Genomic DNA, 18,469 nt, shown 5'->3' with positions numbered 1-18,469 from the left:
ACCCGCTGGCGACTGGACCCAAGGAACCCCCGGCCATGGATGGCCAACCTGGCTTTGCCGTGTGGTGGCGTTCACTGCGCAACCGCACCGACTGGGAAGGACATGCGGGGCGACGCGCCCTGATGGCTGCCAAGTACGTGGTGCGCTCGCTGGGCATGCCGCTGCGCCATCACGCTTACCTGTCGTTCCTCGCCTCGCATCCGCTGCTGAACGCCTGTGTGGCCTGCGATCCGCGCCTGCTGGAGCGCCACCAGCACCGCTTCGTGAACCGGCAATGGCACCGTGAGGATCGCCTGCAGGCGTTGCGCGCGCACTACCGCCTGTTGCTCGAGCGCTGGTCGCCGGAGCTGTTCGAATCGGTGTACGTGCGTGGCCGTGCCACGCTGGGCTCACTGATCCTGAAGGACGGCTCCGAAGTGCGCCTGCACCTGCGCCCGCCACCGCACATGACCTGCGAGGGTGAGCTGACCGTCGAACTCGCCGACGCGAGCGACCGCACGCTGTATCGCCTGGTGATGACACTCATCGACGATGACACGCTGGCCATCGGCTGCATCCAGGGACCGGCGGGCCTCGATGGACGCGACACGGTGCGCGAGCTCACGCGCAACATGCACGGCATGCGTCCCAAGCAGCTGATGCTGGTGCTGGCGTATGCGTTTGCAGGCCAGAGTGGGCTGCGGCGTATCCTTGCCGTGGGCAACGTGGCGCACCCGCTGCAGGGCCGTGCGCGGATGTTTTCCGATTACGATGCCTACTGGCTGGAGCAGGGTGCCACGGCTGTCGAAGACGGCTGGTTCCTGTTGCCGGCCGCCTTGCACCACCGCACCGAAGCAGAAACGGAAAGCAAGCGCCGCGCCGTGTTCCGGCGTCGCGCGGAACTGCGCTGGGAAGCGGTAAGGATGTTGAATGACGTGTTGCGCCCGGTGTCGTGGTGGCGCGATGCGATGGAAGCCTCCGCGGCCATGGAAGCCCTGCCGCCGCTTCCGGACGTAACCAGGGCCGCCTAGTGGACATACCCCTCAACACGCCCAGCGATCCGGGCGTGAACCTTGATCCAGCGTTCGCGCTGCGCATCGCCGACCTGTTCCGCGACCACAACCGCGCGTTGGTGGCGTTCCTGCAGTGTCGCCTGCATTCCCTGTCCGACGCCCAGGAAGTGGCGCAGGAAGCTTACGTGCGCCTGGTGACCATGGAACGGCCCGAGCAGGTGGATTCGCTGCGCGCCTACCTGTTCCGCGTGGCCTCGAACCTGGCCGTGGATCGCCTGCGCTCGCGGCAGGTGCGCGCGGACCATCCGTTGAATGCGCCCGACGAGGATCTGCACCTCGCACCGATTCCCGAACGCCACGTGCACGCCACCGGGCAGTTGCACGCGCTGCACAAGGCGTTGCGGGAACTGCCCGCCAAGACCGGGCGAGCCTTCGTCATGCATGTCATCGACGGATGCGAGATCAGCGTTATCGCGCGTGCCATGAAGATCAGCGAGCGCATGGTGCGCTATCACGTCGCCAATGCCCTGGCTCATTGCCGGGCACGGGTGGACGAACCGGAGATGCCATGATGGCCAACACCTTGAACGATCAGAACCTGCGCGTCGCCGCCGACTGGTGGATGCGATTGCGCGACCCCGCCGCGTCGGAACGGACGACCGCGCAGTGGCTGGCCTGGACCGATGAAGATCCGGCCCACCTCAGCGCATTCGAACGCGTGACCGAACTGGCAGTGCGCCTGCAGGCGCTGGGCGAGGTGTCGCGCGAACGGCTGCTGGCGGAGTTCGTGCCGACACAGGCGCCGTCCCGCCATCGCTGGCTGCCCGCCGCTGCGGCGGCGGCCGTGGTGATCGTGGCGGGCGGTTATGCCGGTTGGCGTGCACTGGGCTCCACGGACACATCGCAGGAGTACGCCAGCGCCATCGCTTCGCAGCAGAACGTGACGCTGGAGGACGGTACGCGCGTGACCCTGGGTGGTGCCACCCGCCTGACCACGCACTTCACGCGTGGCCGCCGCGAAGTGGATCTCACCGAGGGCGAAGCCTATTTCGAGGTGGTGCACAACGCGTCACGTCCGTTTGAGGTGCGCGCCGGCGACGTGACCATCGAAGATATCGGCACCGCTTTCAATGTGCGACGCACCGGCAATTTCGTCACCGTGGCCATGGCTGAAGGACGCGTGCGCGTGGCTGATGCCACCGGCGGCGGTCACAACAGCCTGGAAGCCGTGGCCGGCCAGTCCGTGACCTACGACCCTGCGCGCGCCGCGATGAACGTCACCGCCAGTGATCCGGCCAACGCAGCTGCGTGGCGTAGTGCACGACTGGAATTCGACAACGAGCCGCTGTCGGTGGTGGTGGCCAACATCAATCGCTATCGCCAGGAACCCCTGCGCATCGCCGATGCCGACCTCAATACGCTGACCTTCACCGGCACCGTCAAGGCCGATGCCATCGACGACTGGCTGCATGCCCTGCCGCAGGTGCTGCCGTTGCAGGTGAGCGAGGCGGGCGCGCAGACCGTGCTGTCCGATACGCGGCGCAAGCCGACGCAACACTGATCGGCACACACTGAGCTGACAGCCCGTCGACAGATAGCATTCATGCTGCAACGTTGACGCCACAACACGCACGACGCATGTCACACTCGCGACTTTCGCTTGCGAAGAAGCGGGGGCTATGAGGAACGGTGTGACGCTGCTGCTGTCAGGCGGCCTGCTGGTGTCGGCTTGCCTGGCGGTGCCGGGCAGCGCCGTGGCCGGCGCACGCGTCACTCAAGAGTCCTCACTCCCGGCAGCGCGCCTCGATTTCGCCATTCCGGCGCAACCGCTGGCCACCGCGCTCATCGCCTTCGGCAAGCAGGCCAACGTGCAGGTGCTCACCGCCGGCAGTACCGTCGCGCGCTTCCGTTCGCTGGGCATCACGGGCAGCTACACCGCGCAGGCTGCGCTGGAGAAGCTGCTGGAAGGCACCGGCCTCATCCACGAGTTCACCGACCAGGGCACGGTGGTGGTGACCTTGCCCGAGGCACCCGGCAAGAAGTCGTCCACGCCTCGTCGTGAAGAGGTCAGGGAACTCACCGCCGTTGAAGCCAATGCGCTGATCGGACGGGACGTGGGCTTCAAGGCCACCCTGACCAGCCTCGGCTCGCGCAATGACGCCGGCCTGATCGACGTGCCGCAATCGGTGAGTGTGGTAACCCGCGACGTGATGGCCTCGCAACAGGCGCTGTCGGTCGAGGACGTGGTGCGCAACATGGCGGGCGTGTCCTACGTCGAGGGTTCCGACGGCCTGCCGCTGTTCCAGATCCGCGGCTTCTACAGCGGCAACGGCCTGATCGACGGCATGCCGAACAGCAACGTGGGCTCGGGTGATTTTCCGCCGTTGATCGGGCTGGACCGGGTGGAAGTGATCAAGGGTCCGCAGACGATCCTTGGCGACACCAACGGCAACAGCTTCGGCGGCCTGGTCAACGTCACCACCAAGCAACCGCAGAGCCAGCCGCTTCGCCAGATCAGCTACGCGCTGGGCGAGCGCGGCCAAGTGCAGGCGGGCGTCGACCTGGCCGGTCCGCTCAGCCACGCATCGGGCCTCTCCTATCGCCTGGTGGTGTCGGGCGAGTACGCCAACAGCTCGCCGCAGGGGCGGCGCGACCGCCGCAGCGGCTACCTGGCGCCGTCGATCGGCTGGACCACGTCCTCCACCCAGCTTGTCGTGGGTGCGCAGCGCATTCTCAACCGGTTGCCCGTGCCCGATCACGCCGTGTTGCTTGGCGATACCGTGGGCAGCGCCACGCCGTTTGGATTGTTGACCGGCAACGAATACGACCACGCCAGCTACCAGACCGACCGCCTGTATTACCTGCTCGACCAGCAGTTGGGGCACGCCTGGACATGGCGCAGCCGCGGGCAGTACGTGCAGCAGCACAACGATCTGCAAAGCTGGACGATGGTCAATCCCATGTCCTCCGGCGACGTGACGCCCTATGCGCAGGTCTATCGATACAGCGACGCGTACTACTCCCTGCAGAACGATTTGATCCGCGTGTTCGGCACCGGCCCGGTGACGCATACGGTGACCCTGGGCCTGGACTATTCGCGCTCGCGCGTCGGTCATACCGACGACCTGGTGCACGAGTACGGCAGCGCCTATAACGTGTTCACCGGTCCGGCACTGCCGCGGGTCTCCGCCGTGATGCAGCCGGAGGACAACGTACCGCTGTCCGGCACGCCCTGGTCGATCGACAACGGTCTGTTCCTACAGGACCAGCTCGCCTGGGGCGAGCGCTGGACCATGCTGCTGGCGCTGCGCCGCTCGGCCTATGAGGTGTCCACCACCGACGCGCAGGGCAATCCGTGGACGCCTCGACGCACCAAGTGGGTGCCCAACGCCGGCCTGGTCTACAAGCTCACGCCCGACGTGGCCTTCTATGCAGGCACCAGCAACGGCTTCGAGCCGCTGTCCTACCTGGGCGAGAACGGGCGGCCACTGGTGCCCGCGCTGTCGCGGCAGGTGGAAACCGGCGCCAAGCTCAACCTGTTCCACGATCAGGCATGGCTGACGGTGTCGCTCTACCGTATCGAGCTGGACCACAGTTACCTGTTCCTTGAGCAGGCGCCCAACTTCGCCAGCTTCGGGCCAGGGCAGACCAACCGCGGGCTGGAAGTCGAGTTTGCCGGTCGCGTCACGCCCGGTCTCGATATCACCGGCAGCTACACCAATGCGCTGATCAGCAATCACGACGGCACCGCTCCGGTGGGTGCGCCGCGCCAGCGCTTCAACCTGTGGGCCAGCTACTGGTTCCAGGGCGGTGCGCTCCATGGCTGGGGTGTCGCTGCCGGCGTGCAGGCGCGCGGCCGCTCGCTGGGGCAGAGCAGTGACTACACCGTCTATTACCCGTCACCGGGGCAGGCGGAAATCGACGCCAACGTGTCCTATCGCACGGATCACTGGCGGATGACGCTGGGCGCAAAGAACCTGTTCGCGCGCACGCTCTACTCGGCTGACTTCAACGAGACCTACCTGCCGCTGCGCACGCATCGCAGCGTGATGCTGTCGGGCACGTTCGACTTCTGAGTGGCGCCCACGAAAAACCCCGGGAGTTTCCTCCCGGGGTTCTGGGTTCACAGCGTGCGTGTTACTGCTTGGGCGTGGCCGGCGCGCCACCTTCTGCCTTGGTGGCATCGGTCTTGGTCGCGTCGGTGGCGGCAGCTTTGGCCTTGTGGCTGGTGTGCTTTGCCTTGTGGCCGGTTTCGCTGGCCTTGGTGGACGCGGTTTCAGTGCCGGACTTCGCCGTTTCCGTGGCCGACTTGGCGGTGTCCTTCGCCGTCGCTGCCGCGGTGGTTGCGCTTGCTTCGGTCTTCGCGGCCGGCGCGGTGTCCTGCGCAAACGCCGGAACGGTCAGAACGGAAGCGGCGGTGACGAAGAGGGCGGCAAGCATGGTCTTACGCATGGGGTGAACCTCCGATGTGGGAATGCCAGCGAAGGCGTTGCTTCGTGGCTGGGGCAGAAGCTAGACGCGGATCGCTCTACCGAACCTGAACGAAACCGGCTCCCTTTAGCGGCCAGACAGATCGATGAATCCACGTTATGAGCCGCGCACGAAAACGCTTTCGACCCGCTTGAAAAACCCCGCAAACGGCCGCCGTGCTCATTTCGTTTGGACGTCCATTTGCAAGCGTCCGTTAGAAAGGCGTTATTGATGGGCGCCGGCTGATTCGACGTTGCCAGTCGGCACGAGCGGAACGTCCTCCACCATGCCCGCCGTCTGCATGGTGGCCTTGGGCAGCAGGGGGTCGAGTTTGCCCTTCATGCGCAGCAGGGCGACGTTGGCCATGTCGTCATCTTCCTGCTGCTCGGAGTGGTCCTCGGCTTCCGGCGGCGCGCCCGGGGCGCAGGTCAGTGCGGCCAGCTGCGGCGCGATCACCTGGGTGAGTGCGAAATAGGCGTCGTCGTGCACCCCTGCCTGATCCAGCAGGCGGCCGGGGAGCATCCACGAGGCCAAGGGCTCCCGGTGAGGCGACATGGGGTTGCGCGGGTTCACCAGCAACCAGGTGCCGGCCTGGCTGAGCATGTCCTTGCCGTCCACGAAGCCGGTGGTGCGGTAGACGTCGGTCAGCGCCGGAAGGTGGTCGCCATAGAACAGCAGCAGCGTAGGCCGTTCGCGATGCGACAGCAGCTCCGCCAGGCGGCCCAGTTCCTGGTCGGCATGGCGCATGTGATACAGGTAGTTTTGCAGCTCCCGCTTGTTCTCGCCTGTTACGCCCTCCGGCACGGGAATGGCGTCACGCTCCGCCGCGTTGGCCGGCGGCACGTCGTAGGGGCCATGCGCCTCGATGCTGATGGCGAACAGGAACTGCGGCGGGCCGGCGTTCTTCAGCTGCGCCATGATCTCGTCGGTCATCGCGCTGTCGGTCATGTACTGACCGTCCATGGCCGCGTTCGCCGGGAACGACGCGCGCGAGACGAAGCGGTCGAAGCCGATCGCGCGGAAGGCCGTGTTGCGGTTCCAGAAGCCCGGATCGTTGCCGTGCAGCGCAATGGTTTCGTAGCCATGCGAGCGCAGCACGCGCACCATGCTGGGCACCACTTTGTGGTTCATCTGCAGGTACGGGAACTGCAGATCGTCGAAATAGCGCAGTGACAGGCCGGTAAGCACCTCGAACTCGGTGCGGATGGTGCCGCCGCCGTAGGTGGGCACGTGCAGCGGGCCGCTTTCACCCTGTGCCGCGAGCCGGCGCAGGTTCGGCGTGAGGTCGGCTTGCTCGTAGCCCTTCATGATCGACGGATCGAAGAAGGACTCACTCTGCACCACCACGATATCGGGTTCTTCGCCCGCCTGGCGCGACGGACCCTGCAGGCGTTCGCGCAGCGCGGTGCCGGAACGGTCGATCAACTGGGCCGCGGCGGCGGTATCGGGCTTCTTGCGCGCATGCCCCTGGTGCAGGTGGAACATCATCAGCGAGCTGACCAGGCCGGAGTGCTCGGCCGTTGCCGTGGCGGACCACGGTTCCAGCCACAGGTGGTGGCCGCCGTAGATCTTCATCCACCCGGGCATGCCGGCGAACAGCGTGCCGATCAGGGCCAGCAGGGTCAGGCCGGAGGCAAGCCGCTTGCCGCGCGTGCGCCGCGCGAACATCGGCTGCTCCATGCGCCAGGTCACCACGATGATGGCGAGGGCAGTTGCCAGCGCCAGATACGGCCATGGACTGGCGGGCAGATAGCTGCCCAGCAGCTTCAGGCCGCCGCGCCGCAGCTGGCCCAGCATGCGGAAATCCGCCGGCATCAGCGGCGAGTTGAGATGGCTCATCTTCAGCGCATTGATGGCGTACACCAGCGTCTGCAGCAAGAAGGCGAGGCCGAACGAAAGAAACGGCCGTCGGCTGAGCACCAGCAGCAGCGCGGCGAGCAGCAGGCCGGGAAGCGCATTGGCGATCAGGAACACCGGCTGGCTCAGCGCCTGCGTCGGGCTCACGCCAACGCCGCCGTCGACCAGGCCGGTCAGCAGCGTGAATACGAGCCCCAGCGCGACGATCAGCGCGAGGCGGGCGAACCGGGAACGCGCCGGCGGCGCGGGTGGAGTCGCTGACATGGTCATGGCACCCTGTGGATGGCTGTCATGGCTCGGACACGGGACTGTAACGATCCGGATCTGAACCATTTGTTGGGCGTCGTGCTTGCGCACGGCGGGATGGCATGGTCTGGGCAACGCGTCACGTCGCGCCGTCGTGCACGCCGCCCGGCCTCTGGGGCCGCCGCCGGTCATGTGCCGGTCACACTCGCGGCAGGGACGAAAACATGTGCGGGTGCAGCAAGGTGCCCCCCACTGCGGCAGAATGGTTGGATGACTGTCATCAACAAGCCGACGGAATCCCAGGCGCTGCGTGCGCTGATCGACGATCGCTACCGCGAGCTGATCGCGCGCTGCCGCCAGATGGGCGTGCCGCTGCACGACGACGCCGGTGTGGCCGAGCGCATCCGGCGCACCCTGCTCGCCAGCGATTTCGCGTTCGATACCTGGTTCCGCCAGCCGCAACTGCTGGCGCCGCAGGGGCTGGAACGCCTGCGTTCGGGCAGCGATGCCAGCATGCGTGCCGAAACGCTGAAGCTGTCGAATGACGAAGCGGAGTGCATGACGCAGTTGCGCCGTTTCCGCCACGCGGAAGCGTTGCGGCTGGTGTTCCGTGATGTAAACGGCCTGGACGAGCTGCCCGAGACGCTGTCAGCCACCAGCGTGCTTTACGAAGTGCTGCTTGAACAGTCGCTGCGCTGGTCCGAGCATGCGCTGGCGGCCCGCTACGGCCACAGCCGCGGCCACGAAGGTGAATTGCAGCGCATGGTGGTGGTGGGCTTCGGCAAGCTGGGCGGCAGCGAGCTCAACTTCTCCTCCGATATCGACCTGGTGCTGGCCTACCCGCATGGTGGGCAAAGCGATGGCGCGCGTTCGCTCGACAACAGCGAATATTTCGTGCGCCTGACCCGACAGCTGGTGCGCCTGCTGCATGAGCCCACGGTGGACGGCATCTGTGCACGCGTGGACCTGCGCCTGCGACCGTTCGGCAACGCCGGGCGCCTGGCCTTGCCGTTCTCCGCCATGGAGCAGTACTACCAGAGCGAAGGGCGCGACTGGGAGCGCTACGCGTGGATCAAGGCGCGTCCGGTGGCGGGCGACCGCAACGCCGGCAAGCAACTGCAGGATCTGCTGCGCCCCTTCGTCTATCGCAAGTATCTCGACTACACGGCCTTCGCCGGGTTGCGCGAGATGAAGGCGCTGATCGATGCCGAAGTGGCGCGCAAGGACCTGGCCGACAACCTGAAGCTCGGTCCCGGCGGCATCCGCGAGATCGAGTTCGTGGTGCAGCTGATGCAGCTGATCCGCGGTGGCCGCGAGCCCAGCCTGCGCGTGCGCGGCCTGTTGCCGGCGCTGACCGCCTGCGAGGCGCGCGGGCACATCAGTGCGGCGCGAGCGCGCGAACTGCGCGAAGCCTATGTGTTCCTGCGTCGCGTGGAGAACCGCGTGCAGATGTTGCGCGATGCGCAGACGCACGACATTCCGGACGATGCACTCAGCCGTGAACGCATAGCCCTGGGGCTCGGCCATGGCTCGTGGGAAGAACTGGAAGAACAACTGGCCGGTCACCGTGCCAAGGTCAGCGAAGAATTCGCCGAAGTACTGATGCCGCAGGGTGGCCGTGCCGCCGCGGCTCCGGTGGCGGACGTTGCCTTGTGGCAACAGGCCTGCACCGAGACGCTCAATGCAGGCGTGATGGAAGCGTCGGGCTTCACGCCGGGCGCGGAAGTGGCCGAAGCGCTGGTGAAGCTGTCGCAGGCGGCCTCCGTGCGCGCCATGTCGCAGCGTTCGCGCGAGCAGCTCGATCGCCTGATGCCGCAGCTGCTTGCCGTGGCGCGCCAGAGCATCGCGCCGGTGTCCTGCCTGCTACGCCTGTGCCGGCTGGTGCAGGCGGTGGCGCGGCGTTCGTCCTATCTGGCACTGCTGGAAGAGCAACCGGCCGCACGCCATCGCCTGGCCAAGCTGTTCGCGGAGAGTGCCTTCCTTGCCGAGCGCGTCATCGCGCAACCGCTGTTGCTCGACGACGTGCTCGACCCGCGGATTGATCAGCTGCCGCTCAAACGCGCGGACATCAGCGCGGAAATCACCCGCGTACTGGCGACCCTGGACGAGCGCGAGGCCGAAGCGGAGCTGGAGCGCCTCAATGAGTTCAAGGCGAGCGTGGCGTTCCGCCTTGGCCTTGCCTTCAATGACGGCCGCGCCGATGCCGTGGCGACGGCGCGTCGCCTTGCGGTGCTGGCCGAATCCATCGTCCTGGCGGTCACCGCGCTTGCCGAGCGCGAACTTGCAGCGCAACACGGGCGCCTGCCTGGCGACGGCACCGGCTTCGCCGTGCTGGGATATGGCAGCCTGGGCGGAGAAGAGCTGGGTTTCGCGTCCGACCTCGACCTGGTGTTCGTCTACGACGGCAAGCGTGCGCAGGCCATGAGCGATGGCGCGCGCCCCATGGAAGGCTCGCGCTGGTACCAGCGACTGGCGCAGCGCGTGATGAACTGGCTGACCGTGTTGACGCGCGCCGGTCGCCTCTACGAAGTGGATACCCGCCTGCGCCCGGACGGTTCGAAAGGCCTGCTGGTGGGCAGCCTGGATGCATTCGAGGCGTACCAGAAGAGCCGCGCATGGACGTGGGAACACCAGGCCTTGCTGCGCGCCCGCCCCATCGCCGGCGACGCGGCGCTGAACGCGGCGCTGTCCGCGGTGCGTCGCGACGTGCTGGCGGTGCCGCGCGAACGCACGGCGGTACTGCACGAGGTGAGCAGCATGCGTCAACGCTGGCGCGCCGAGCGCGATCGCTCGGACGCGCAGTTGTTCGACCTGAAGCAGGGCCATGGTGGGCTGCTGGATATCGAATTCGCACTGCAAGGACTGGTGCTGGCGCATGCGGCGGAACGTCCGGCGCTGCTCAACATCACCGCCAATGCCGGCCTGATCGAGGCCTGCCGCAATGCCGGCCTGCTCGACGGGCGACAGGCCGGCGTGTTCGCCGAAGCCCATGCCGAACTGCTGCATCGTGCGCTGGCCTGCACGCTCGACCTGCGCTCGCGCATCGCCCCGCGTGACGAAGCGCTGGAACGGCTCAGCGGCAACGTGAAGGAAGTGACGGCGGAGCTGGGCTTCCTGTTCTGAGCCGGTCTATTTCCTGGAGCCTTGCCGCAAGGTGATCAGGTCGCGCAGCACGGCGGCGATGGTTCCGGTCTCGCGCAACGGCGGAACGGGCGGCGTGTCCCGCGCGTCGAGCGAATACAGCATGCCGGCGGCGCGCAGGGCCTTGTGGAACCGTTCGAGTTTGTCGGGCAGCGTGCCGACCACGAAGGTATGCACCGGACAGCCCACGGCGCAGGCTTCGGACAGCATGTTGACCGAATCCGGCGTGACCACCAGGCGATCGGCCCAGCCCAGCACGCCGGGGTAGGGATTGCCGCCGTCGTCGTGACCGGCCCAGACCAGCCCCGGCACGTCGCCCAGGCCTTGCCGCATGCGTTCCACCAGGGCTGGTGGCGTGCGGCGCGAAGCCATCACGAGCAGGCTGCCGCCATCCAGTCGGCGCCGCGCGTGCAGGCCGTGGATCAGCTGGTCGATATAACTTTCATCGAAGGTCACGCCCTTGCGTGGCCCGCCGAGCAAGACGCCGACCCGGGGACGGGGCAGGGTCTCGAAGGCGGGGTCCGCGTCGCGACCGTCCTGCAACCAGTCGTCGTCGACCGGATTGAGCGAACCGAGCGGGCGGATCACGTTGCGTCCGGACAGCTGGTCGTGTTGCGGCGAGATCACCGTGTCCCAGTGCTCGGGGTTCACGCGCGGGTCGAGGATCTGAACCGTATAGCAGCGACCGCGGCTCAGTGCGCGCAGCATCCGCGTATACAGCGCGGCGGAGCGGCCGCAACCGATGGCCACCGCAGGCCAGGGCGCGGCGAACTGACGGCGCTGGGTGGCGTCCAGCGCCAGTCGCGCGCCCAGGGTCAGACGCGGGGCCAGCCAGGACCACGGCGCCGCCGGCGCAAGCTGCAGGTGCCGCACCGGCATCGACAGCAGGTGGGCCAGCGCGAGCGCCTGTCGCTGGTTGCCGGCCGCATCGTCGGTGATGACCCAGCAGTCGCCGTGGGGCTTCATCGGGTGTTGTCCGGCTGCATTGTTTCCCTGGGCGCCACAGTTCGTTTCATTGGCCTGGGTCCTGTTTGCCTGCGCGCCCGCTTACACTGCACGCCATCGCGCCGGTAGCGGCGCCCCATGAGCAAAGGATACCCATGAGCGAGAAGCTTTCCGAGGCCGCCTTCGACCAGCTGTTCCGTACGGCGCGTACGTACAACGCCTGGCTGCCGAAAGAAGTGACCGACGAGCAGCTGCATCAGGTCTATGAGCTGGCCAAGTTCGGTCCGACCAGTGCCAATTCCTCGCCCATGCGTGTGGTCTTCGTGAAGTCGAAGGAGGCCAAGGAAAAGCTTGCGCCGTTCCTCTCCGAAGGCAATCGTGCCAAGACCCTGGCCGCGCCGGTCACCGCCATCGTCGGTACCGACCACGAATTCTTCGAAAAGCTGCCCCAGCTGTTCCCGCACGCCGATGCGCGCAGCTGGTTCGTTGGCAACCAGTCGCTGATCGACATCACCGCCTTCCGCAACAGCTCGTTGCAGGGCGCTTATCTGATGATGGCCGCGCGTGCGGTGGGCCTCGATTGCGGTCCGATGTCCGGCTTCGACAACGCCGGTGTCGATGCCGCCTTCTTCGCCGGTACCGCGGTGAAGGCCAATTTCCTGATCAATCTCGGCTATGGCGATGCCAGCCGAGACCTGTTCCCGCGCAGCCCGCGCCTGTCGTTCGACGAAGCTTGCCGGATCGCCTGAGCCGTTTCCCGGCATTGGTCCGTTACCCCCTGAACCCTGTGGAGATTCAACCCATGCGTGCACTTCGTTACGTCCTTCTTGCCGGCCTCGTCAGCGCCGCCGTGTCCGTCCAGGCCGCCCCGGTGACCTACAAGATGGATCCGGGCCACACGATGGTCCTGTTCAGCTGGAACCACTTCGGCTTCTCCAACCCGACCGCCAACATCGGCATCGGCGACGGCACCATCGTGTTCGACGACAAGGATCCGTCCAAGTCGTCGGTCGAGGTGACGCTGCCGCTGACCGACCTGGACACGCACGTGTCCAAGCTCGACGAGCACCTGAAGAAGCCGGACTTCTTCGATGCCGACAAGTTCCCGACCATGACCTTCAAGAGCACCAAGGTGCAGGCCGCTGGCGGCAACAAGTACAAGGTCACGGGTGATCTGACCGTGCACGGCGTGACCAAGCCGGTGACGCTGGACGCCACGCTCAACAAGAGCGGTGAGCATCCGATGATGAAGGTGCCGACGGTGGGCTTTGACGCCACCGCCACGCTGAAGCGTTCCGATTTCGGCGTGGGCGCGTACGTGCCGAACGTCAGCGACGAGATCAAGGTGCACATCACCACGGAGGCCTCGGTGCCGAAGGCTGACGCCGCCAAGTAAGCTCCGGCTTCCGGTGTGAAAAAGCCCGCGCTTCTGGCGCGGGCTTTTTTTTTGCGTGTGGTGTGGCGCCTGTTGGCGTTGTTCCCTCACCGCATCATTTTCCCTCACCACATCAACTTCCCTCACCGTCATCCCTGCGAAAGCAGGGATCCAGCGTCTTTCACCCTCGCGTGCGCCTCAAAAGGCACTGGATCCCTGCTTTCGCAGGGATGACGGTGAGGGGTATGCGGGGCGCAGGACGAGGTGCGAAAGCACGAAAGCACGAAGGAGGGCATCCCCCGCATCACCGGCCGCTGATGCCCTGATCCTTGAGCGACGCCAGTTTGTCCAGATCCAGGTCGTTCACCACCTGCCTGAGCTGATCGATGTCTTGCGCGTTGCCGCTGGCCTTCACGGTGAAGCGGTTGGCGACGACCACGCTGAATTCACCACTCATGGTCTGTGTGTCCCACGTTTCCTGCACCAACCGGTCGTGGTCGGTGTAAGTCTTCTGGTAACCGTGGTCGGTCTGCTGTTCCGTGTTGGGCGTGACGGCGCTGGCCACGGCCATCATGCCGCGCATGTTGCCGGTGTCGGCCACCTCCACCTGCATGGTGCGGGTGCGGCCGTCGCTGTAGGTAGCGTCCGCGCTGGAGATCTGCATGCCCATGGCGCCGGAGCGGTCGGCATGGAAGTCGCTGCGTTTCATGCCGTCGAGTTCATCGGGCAGGAAGCCGCGCAGCGTTTCGGGCGACAACGATACCGCCACCGTCTTGCCGTCACCGCTCATCAGCTTGCCCATGGCTGCCTGTTGCGCGGCGACATCGCCGGTCTTCTGGGCGTTCTCGAGATCTTTCGCGGCACGTGCCGTGTTGGAGCTCATGGCGGACAGCTTGCCGAGGGCGCTGTCGGGATCGATGGTTACCGTGCTGCCATCCTTGTCGGTCACGTGCATGCCGCTCATGGATGCGCCGGTGAGCGCGGCCGTGCCGATGATGCCGCCCACGACGAGCGCCACGATCCAGGTCAGTACCACCCCGGCGATCACCGTGACGGCCGTATAGCCGCCTGCCTTCTCCGGCGGGCAGTGCATGGTGTGCGGCAAGCCGAGGTAGAGCAGGTAGATGCCGTAGATGAGGCTGGCGATGGCAACCAGCCAGCCGATCCACGGAATGATCACGGCGATGCCGCCCACCCATCCTGCCGTCCATGCGTAGGCCACGGTCTTGAGCGCCTGCACCAGGTTCTTGGTGCCGCCGAAAGTGGGCGCGAGCGCGTCGATGATGAGGGCCACCACGTAGGTCACCACCAGGGCGAGCACGTAGTGCAGCACCAGGCCGACCACGCCCATGCCTATCGGCGTGTGCACGTGCACGCCCATGCCGCCGTAGCCGAGCAGGCTGCCTTTGATGAACTGGGCGATGACTGGTAGTGCGGCGACGATGCAGATGTAGCCGCGGAACAGGCCGCCGATGCTCGCCGGCTCTGCGGCGATGGTTGGCCATTCGGTCTGTGGTGAGCCGAGGATGGCCTTGATGCGGCTGAAAATCTTGCTGAAGTCCATGACGATCCCTGCACGAGATGGGCCATGCCCGCCATCCACGTACCGTCGGATCGCAGGCCCGTCGATTCCCCAGATTCCCGGTCAGGCCGAGGCATTCTCGGCCGTTGGGGAAGCCCCCGACATTGGTCGCCCGCACTATGCCCTATGTCCGCCGAGCCCGCTCCGGATCGGCTCTCCGGGCGGGTGTGAAGGGCCGCCGGCCTGCTAACATGGGCGGTCTGGTGTCCTGATGGAGTTTGACCCCATGTCGCGTTCCCCTGCGGCTGCCCCGTTGATCCCTGCTAATGCCGAAAATCGTTACGAAGTGACGCGCTCGGACCTCCCGCTGTCCTGCCCGATGCCCGGCATGGCGCTGTGGAACTCCCATCCCAAGGTCTATTTGCCGGTCGTCGAGGACGGTGGGGAATCCACATGTCCTTATTGCGGCGCGCATTACGTGCTTCGCGACTGATTTAAACAAAAAACGTTACAACTGAAACGATTTTCGTCGACCGTTTCGGCACGATTGCTGCTTGCCTCTAGGAATGAAGGCACCTTTTGAACAAATCATGTCAGCAATCGCCACGCCAGCGAGGTCTTTGACCGTCGTGCAGCTGATCCCCTCCCTGCAATCGGGCGGGGCGGAGCGGTCTGCGCTGGAGATTGCCCGTGCACTTGTTCAGGCGGGGCATCAGTCCATCGTCATTTCTGCCGGTGGACGTCTGGTGTCTCAGCTGGAAGCCGAAGGTAGCCGCCACATCACCCTGGATATCGGCCGCAAGTCGCTGGGCACCCTCATGAAGGTGGGGGCCCTGCGCAAGCTGCTGCGCGAGCTCAAGCCCGATATCGTGCATGCCCGTTCGCGCCTGCCGGCCTGGCTGGGCTGGTGGGCCATCAAGGGCATGAAGCCGGCGCCGCATTTCGTGACGACGGTGCACGGCCTCAATTCGCCGGGCCGGTACAGCGCCATCCTGCTCCGTGGCGAGCGGGTCATCGCCGTGTCCCAGACCCTGCGCGACTTCATGCTCAGCCATTACGCCTGGCTGGAGCCGGGCCGGGTGCGCGTGATCCCGCGCGGCATCGACCCGGACGCCTTCCCGTACGGCCATCGCCCGGACGATAACTGGACCAAGGCGTTCTTCGCCGAATTCCCGGCCCTGGCCGGTGCGCCGCTGCTGACCCTGCCGGGTCGCGGTACGCGCCTGAAGGGCCACCATGACGCCATCGAGCTGGTGGCCGAACTGAAGCGTCGCGGCATCGACGTGCGCCTGCTCCTGCTGGGCGTGATCGAGCCGGGCCGCGAAGCCTACGTCGAGGAGCTGCGCGGCCTCGTCCGTGCCCGTGGCCTGGAATCGCAGGTGGTGATGACGCCGGCGCGTGCCGACGTGCGCGACATCTACGCCATTTCCTCGCTGGTGCTGCAGCTGTCGAACAAGCCCGAATCGTTCGGGCGTACCGTGATCGAGGCGCTGTCGCTGTGCCGCCCCGTGCTGGGTTACGCCCATGGCGGCGTGGGTGAGCTGCTGGCCGAGCTGTACCCGGCCGGCCGCGTGCCGCCCGCGGACCGCGAGCGTCTGGTGGAGCGCGCTGCCGAGCTGCTGCGCGTGGCGCCGCCCATTCCGATGCTGCAGAGCTACCGCCTGAGCGACATGCAGCAGGCCACGCTGGCCCTGTACGACGAGCTCACCGCCGCCTGACGCGGCGCCCGGCTGCGGCGCTCCCCTACAATGCGCGCATCACCCTTGCTGATCGACGCATGAGTCCACTTGCTGCATCACTGAAGGCCGCGCTGCGATCGCCGCTGCTGCCGTTCTGGCTGGTCATCGCGCTGCTGCCGTTCGGACGCAGCTCCGAGCTGGGCACGCTGCTGTGCTTCATCGGCACCGTCCTGTTGTTCGCGCGCCACCCGGGCGCATTGCGTGAGCATGCGGGCGCGCGCCTGCTGCTGTGGCTGCTGGCCGGTTATGTGGGCGCGGCGCTGATCTCCGCGGTGGATTCGCTGGCACCGGGCAAGAGCTGGAGCACGGTGGCCTCGCTGCTGCGCTATGCGCCGCTGGGGTTGTATGCCTGTTTCGCCATCCGCCGCGAAGACAAGCTCGATGCCTTGTATCTGGCGGTGGCCGCCGTGCTGGCGTTGTGGGCGGTGGATGCCTGGGTGCAGATCCTGACGGGCTGGAGTCTTGGTGGCCATGCGGAACCTGAGCGCATCTCCGGCATCTTTGGCGCCGGCAACCTGAAGCTGGGCCCATCGCTGTCGGTGCTTTCCCCGTTCGTGCTGTGGGCGGCGCAGCGGCGCTGGGGCACCAGGGGCGTGCTGGTGGCGTTCGCGTTCCTGCTTGGGCCGGTGCTGATGGCGGGCTCGCGCGCCGCCTGGGTGTGCTACGCCCTGGTGGGGGTGGCCTTTGCGTGGCGCATCGCACGTTCACCGCTTCGCTTCGCCGTCATCGGCGGTGGCCTGGCGGTCGCGGTGTTGCTGGCCGGGGGCGTGGCGTGGAAAACGTCGGAGCGCTTCCAGCTGCGCATGGAGCGCACGCTGCAGGCGCAGGGCGGTTCGGCGCAGTCGCTGGACACGGCGTTGAGCGGGCGCCTGGATATCTGGCGCACCAGCGTGGCCATGGCCGAAGCCCACCCGATCAACGGTGTCGGCGTGCGCGCTTATCGCTATGCCTATCCGCATTACGCACCGCCGGACGACCATTTCGTGGTGTCCGCCGAAGCCTGCGGGCCGGGCGAGGGCGCCTGTCATGCGCACCAGTGGGTGCTGGAAGTGCTCACCGAAACCGGCGTGCTGGGGATGCTGTGCTGGCTGGCGGCGATCGGCGCCGCCTTGCTTGCCTGGCGTCGCGCGGGGCATGACGCCCGCGCGCGGGCCTTCCCCGTGACGTTGGCGCTGGCGGTGATGCTGTTTCCGCTCAATACGCACCTGGCCTTCTATTCGGCCTGGTGGGGTTTGCTGTTTGCGTGGCTGCTGGGCCTGTGGTGCGCGGCGCTCTACGCGATACCTTCGCCCCGGGGAGCAACCGCATGAGGCGCGAACCGCTGTCGGTGGTGGTGATCACCTTCAACAATGCCGACACGCTGGATGCCTGCCTCAGCCGGGTGGCATGGGCCGAGGAAATCGTGGTGCTCGACTCCGGCTCCACTGACGACACGGTCGCCATTGCGCAGCGCCATGGCGCGCGCGTGGCGGTGCATCCGTTCGACGACTACGGTCCCCAGAAGCAGCGCGCCTACGACATGGCCAGCCACGACTGGATCCTCAACCTCGATGCGGACGAGATCCTCTCGCCCGGCACGCGCGAGGAGATCGAGCGCGCACTGACCAGCCCGCGCTACGCGGGTTATCGCCTGCCCCGGCGCGAGCGCATGTTCTGGACCACGCAGCATCGCTGGAGCTGGCGCAACGGGCACCTGCGGTTGTTCGACCGTCGGCGCGGCGGCATGAACGATGTCGAGGTGCATTCGGCGGTGGAAGTGAATGGCCGCGTGAAGACGCTGTGGCACGCTGATTTCGTCAACGACGGGGATGGTGACATCGCCACTCGCGTGGAGAAGATCAATCGCTATACCACCGGCATGGTGGCGTACAAACTGCGCAAGCAGCAGCGTTTCACCGGCCTGCGCATGGTGTTCTATCCGCCGGTGTTCTTCCTGCGCCAGTACATCGGCAAGCGCTATTTCCTCAACGGCTGGGCCGGCTTCATCGCCAGCGTCACCGGTGCGTTCTACGCCTTCCTCAAGTACGCCAAGCTGCACGAGGCGCGCGAGCAGGCGGCGCGTCGGCAGCGTGAGCAACAGCGCTAGCGCAAGCACGGCGTCAGCGCGGGAAAACAGCTGGATTCAGCACCGATTTATGTCGCCTTCCGGCGAGACGCAAGGTCTTGCCTTACCGGAATTACT

General features: G+C 66.4%; 15 protein-coding genes. 11 read left to right on the top strand and 4 right to left on the bottom strand.

Annotated elements, in window-relative coordinates; translation table 11 throughout:
* Positions 1 to 35: 35 nt before the first annotated feature.
* From H8F01_RS07530 to H8F01_RS07515, 4 genes are all read left to right on the top strand, one after another.
* Positions 36 to 1,010 (top strand): VirK/YbjX family protein, encoded by a 975-nt coding sequence (locus H8F01_RS07530; protein ID WP_187058381.1) that lies wholly within the window; start codon positions 36 to 38, stop codon positions 1,008 to 1,010.
* The gene (locus tag H8F01_RS07525) at positions 1,010 to 1,564 is read left to right on the top strand and encodes an RNA polymerase sigma factor (protein WP_187058380.1); all 555 of its coding nucleotides are present in this window, start codon (positions 1,010 to 1,012) and stop codon (positions 1,562 to 1,564) included. Before H8F01_RS07530 ends, H8F01_RS07525 begins: the two co-directional genes overlap by 1 nt.
* A complete protein-coding gene (locus H8F01_RS07520) occupies positions 1,561 to 2,553 on the top strand; it encodes a FecR family protein (RefSeq protein WP_187058379.1) in 993 nt (330 codons plus the stop codon). Before H8F01_RS07525 ends, H8F01_RS07520 begins: the two co-directional genes overlap by 4 nt.
* Before the next feature lie 118 nt (positions 2,554 to 2,671).
* Complete coding sequence (locus tag H8F01_RS07515) at positions 2,672 to 5,068, top strand: TonB-dependent siderophore receptor (RefSeq protein WP_238481186.1); 2,397 nt, start codon at positions 2,672 to 2,674, stop codon at positions 5,066 to 5,068.
* Positions 5,069 to 5,129: 61 nt separating this feature from the next.
* Here the strand turns inward: H8F01_RS07515 and H8F01_RS07510 are convergent, their stop codons facing one another.
* Positions 5,130 to 5,444: an acid-shock protein gene (locus tag H8F01_RS07510; protein ID WP_187058378.1), complete on the bottom strand. Its 315-nt coding sequence runs from the start codon at positions 5,442 to 5,444 to the stop codon at positions 5,130 to 5,132.
* A 243-nt stretch (positions 5,445 to 5,687) separates the two neighbouring features.
* Positions 5,688 to 7,583, bottom strand: coding sequence for an LTA synthase family protein (locus H8F01_RS07505; RefSeq protein ID WP_238481185.1), 1,896 nt, complete (start codon positions 7,581 to 7,583; stop codon positions 5,688 to 5,690).
* A 252-nt stretch (positions 7,584 to 7,835) separates the two neighbouring features.
* Between H8F01_RS07505 and glnE the strand changes: the two genes are divergently transcribed.
* Positions 7,836 to 10,688, top strand: coding sequence for a bifunctional [glutamate--ammonia ligase]-adenylyl-L-tyrosine phosphorylase/[glutamate--ammonia-ligase] adenylyltransferase (glnE, locus tag H8F01_RS07500; RefSeq protein ID WP_187058376.1), 2,853 nt, complete (start codon positions 7,836 to 7,838; stop codon positions 10,686 to 10,688).
* Positions 10,689 to 10,694: 6 nt separating this feature from the next.
* Here glnE and H8F01_RS07495 read toward each other — a convergent pair whose 3' ends face one another.
* Positions 10,695 to 11,672, bottom strand: a complete 978-nt coding sequence (locus H8F01_RS07495; RefSeq protein ID WP_187058375.1) for a mitochondrial fission ELM1 family protein — start codon at positions 11,670 to 11,672, stop codon at positions 10,695 to 10,697.
* 134 nt (positions 11,673 to 11,806) lie between these two features.
* Between H8F01_RS07495 and H8F01_RS07490 the strand changes: the two genes are divergently transcribed.
* Complete coding sequence (locus H8F01_RS07490; protein WP_187058374.1) at positions 11,807 to 12,400, top strand: malonic semialdehyde reductase; 594 nt, start codon at positions 11,807 to 11,809, stop codon at positions 12,398 to 12,400.
* Between the two features lie 53 nt (positions 12,401 to 12,453).
* Complete coding sequence (locus H8F01_RS07485) at positions 12,454 to 13,047, top strand: YceI family protein (protein ID WP_187058373.1); 594 nt, start codon at positions 12,454 to 12,456, stop codon at positions 13,045 to 13,047.
* Positions 13,048 to 13,330: 283 nt separating this feature from the next.
* Here H8F01_RS07485 and H8F01_RS07480 read toward each other — a convergent pair whose 3' ends face one another.
* Positions 13,331 to 14,590, bottom strand: coding sequence for a Yip1 family protein (locus H8F01_RS07480; protein WP_187058372.1), 1,260 nt, complete (start codon positions 14,588 to 14,590; stop codon positions 13,331 to 13,333).
* Positions 14,591 to 14,834: 244 nt separating this feature from the next.
* Here H8F01_RS07480 and H8F01_RS07475 point away from each other — a divergent pair, with 244 nt between their 5' ends.
* The 4 genes from H8F01_RS07475 to H8F01_RS07460 all read left to right on the top strand — a co-directional run bounded on the left by H8F01_RS07475 (position 14,835) and on the right by H8F01_RS07460 (position 18,373).
* Complete coding sequence (locus H8F01_RS07475) at positions 14,835 to 15,041, top strand: zinc-finger domain-containing protein (RefSeq protein ID WP_187058371.1); 207 nt, start codon at positions 14,835 to 14,837, stop codon at positions 15,039 to 15,041.
* A 97-nt stretch (positions 15,042 to 15,138) separates the two neighbouring features.
* The gene (locus tag H8F01_RS07470) at positions 15,139 to 16,266 is read left to right on the top strand and encodes a glycosyltransferase (RefSeq protein WP_187058370.1); all 1,128 of its coding nucleotides are present in this window, start codon (positions 15,139 to 15,141) and stop codon (positions 16,264 to 16,266) included.
* 59 nt (positions 16,267 to 16,325) lie between these two features.
* Entirely contained in the window at positions 16,326 to 17,597 is a 1,272-nt protein-coding gene (locus H8F01_RS07465; protein WP_187058369.1) for an O-antigen ligase family protein, read from the top strand.
* On the top strand, positions 17,594 to 18,373 hold the full coding sequence (locus H8F01_RS07460) for a glycosyltransferase family 2 protein (protein ID WP_187058368.1): 780 nt from the start codon (positions 17,594 to 17,596) through the stop codon (positions 18,371 to 18,373). The genes H8F01_RS07465 and H8F01_RS07460 overlap by 4 nt, the downstream gene beginning before the upstream one ends.
* Positions 18,374 to 18,469: the final 96 nt, after the last annotated feature.

Origin of the sequence: Dyella telluris (assembly GCF_014297575.1) — a bacterium.
Taxonomy (GTDB): Bacteria; Pseudomonadota; Gammaproteobacteria; order Xanthomonadales; family Rhodanobacteraceae; genus Dyella; species Dyella telluris.
This window is presented reverse-complemented; position numbering and strand designations above follow the sequence as displayed.

Excerpts from the sequence above, each read along its gene's own strand:
- H8F01_RS07475 (WP_187058371.1), top strand. The coding sequence starts at position 14,835 with ATGTCGCGTTCCCCTGCGGCTGCCCCGTTGATCCCTGCTAATGCCGAA.
- H8F01_RS07505 (WP_238481185.1), bottom strand. The coding sequence starts at position 7,583 with ATGTCAGCGACTCCACCCGCGCCGCCGGCGCGTTCCCGGTTCGCCCGC.
- H8F01_RS07530 (WP_187058381.1), top strand. The coding sequence starts at position 36 with ATGGATGGCCAACCTGGCTTTGCCGTGTGGTGGCGTTCACTGCGCAAC.
- H8F01_RS07510 (WP_187058378.1), bottom strand. The coding sequence starts at position 5,444 with ATGCGTAAGACCATGCTTGCCGCCCTCTTCGTCACCGCCGCTTCCGTT.
- H8F01_RS07520 (WP_187058379.1), top strand. The coding sequence starts at position 1,561 with ATGATGGCCAACACCTTGAACGATCAGAACCTGCGCGTCGCCGCCGAC.
- H8F01_RS07495 (WP_187058375.1), bottom strand. The coding sequence starts at position 11,672 with ATGAAGCCCCACGGCGACTGCTGGGTCATCACCGACGATGCGGCCGGC.
- H8F01_RS07470 (WP_187058370.1), top strand. The coding sequence starts at position 15,139 with ATGTCAGCAATCGCCACGCCAGCGAGGTCTTTGACCGTCGTGCAGCTG.
- glnE (WP_187058376.1), top strand. The coding sequence starts at position 7,836 with ATGACTGTCATCAACAAGCCGACGGAATCCCAGGCGCTGCGTGCGCTG.
- H8F01_RS07460 (WP_187058368.1), top strand. The coding sequence starts at position 17,594 with ATGAGGCGCGAACCGCTGTCGGTGGTGGTGATCACCTTCAACAATGCC.
- H8F01_RS07465 (WP_187058369.1), top strand. The coding sequence starts at position 16,326 with ATGAGTCCACTTGCTGCATCACTGAAGGCCGCGCTGCGATCGCCGCTG.
- H8F01_RS07485 (WP_187058373.1), top strand. The coding sequence starts at position 12,454 with ATGCGTGCACTTCGTTACGTCCTTCTTGCCGGCCTCGTCAGCGCCGCC.
- H8F01_RS07480 (WP_187058372.1), bottom strand. The coding sequence starts at position 14,590 with ATGGACTTCAGCAAGATTTTCAGCCGCATCAAGGCCATCCTCGGCTCA.
- H8F01_RS07490 (WP_187058374.1), top strand. The coding sequence starts at position 11,807 with ATGAGCGAGAAGCTTTCCGAGGCCGCCTTCGACCAGCTGTTCCGTACG.
- H8F01_RS07515 (WP_238481186.1), top strand. The coding sequence starts at position 2,672 with ATGAGGAACGGTGTGACGCTGCTGCTGTCAGGCGGCCTGCTGGTGTCG.